The organism is Nocardiopsis kunsanensis DSM 44524, from assembly GCF_000340965.1.
GTDB classification, from domain to species: domain Bacteria; phylum Actinomycetota; class Actinomycetes; order Streptosporangiales; family Streptosporangiaceae; genus Nocardiopsis; species Nocardiopsis kunsanensis.
Window position 1 is genome coordinate 1 of record NZ_ANAY01000080.1, and the last position, 1,243, is coordinate 1,243.

Annotated in this window: 1 pseudogene; it reads left to right on the forward strand. The window is 73.0% G+C overall.

Annotation, left to right across the window (positions count from 1 at the left end):
* Nucleotides 1-923, forward strand: a pseudogene (locus D456_RS27000) (glycosyltransferase family 2 protein); the annotation flags it as partial.
* Nucleotides 924-1,243 lie beyond the last annotated feature (320 nt).

Genomic DNA, 1,243 nt, shown 5'->3' on the forward strand with positions numbered 1-1,243 from the left:
GCTGGCACCTGGGCCGCACCCAGATGCAGACCCGGCGCGAGGCCGGGACCCGCTACCGCTCCCCGTACGTCTCCAACCGGGTTCCCGAGTTCCACCTGCGCCGCAAGCGCTCCGACCGCCAGTGGGAGGTGCCCTACGCCGACGTGTGCGTCGACGTGGACGGCCACACACTGGAGGAGGCCGACACCACAGTCTCCGCCCTGCTCGACGGCACTGTCTCCGACCTCCGGGTGTGGCTCGTCGGTCCTTGGTCGGAGCTGGACGAGGGACGCCGTTCCCCGCTCGACGAGGAGCGCCTCGACCTCCGCCTGATCCGGGAGACCTTCCGGGGCGACGCGCGTGTCCGCTTCGTCGAGGCCGCACCCGGCACGGACCCGAGCGTGCCCTACCGCCTCCACGTCCCCGTCGGTGCCCACCCGAGAAGGAAGGCCGTCGCCGACCTGGTGGACCAGCTCGACCGGACCGGGGCCGGGCTGCTGTGCGCGCCGCTGCCCGGCGCCACCCGGACCGGTGGCGGGATCCTGCGCCTGGAACGCGCCGCCTCCTTCGCCCGTGCACAGCACATCGAGCCCGAGGCCACCGGGAGCGGTCTCGACCTGGTGGTGGAGAAGGTGGCCGGTACCCATTGGATGCCCGGCGCTCCCTTCGTGGTCACCGGCGAGGACGAAGGCTCGGCTGCTCCCGTGGGCCCGGGGGCCGCGTCGGGCGCCGCGGCACGCAGGAACGGGAAGCGGGCGAACGCGGACTCCGGTGCCGTCCGGAAGGGGCTCGGGGACAAGAACGCCGAGGAACTGCGTCGCGAGTTGGAACGGGTCCAGGCCGAGACCGAACGGCTGCGCGCCCGGGCGGTACGGGCCGAGCGCAAGCTCCGCTGGTCCACGCCGGGGCTGGGACAGCGGCTCCTGCGGAAGGTGGTGCGCTGAGCGGGGGCCGGGAGACCGCCCGGCCGGGCCCTGTGGCGCACAGGCCGGGCCGTCGGCCGGGACCCCGACCGGGATGTGTGCGACACGCTTTCGAGTGAACACACAGGGTGGCTGACTTGGTTACGCTGAGGCCGCGCATCGCACACCCGGCACATCGGGAGGTAAACCGTGACCACCGACATTCCCGGCACCGTTCCCGGGGCGGAGGGCCCGGCCCGCCCGCTGTCCGTACCACCAGTGGTCGGGCGCCCCTGGGTCGTGCGCAATGATTACGGTTCGGTGGTGGTTCCTGGTGTGGGGGAGTGGGAGCCGTGGTTGTC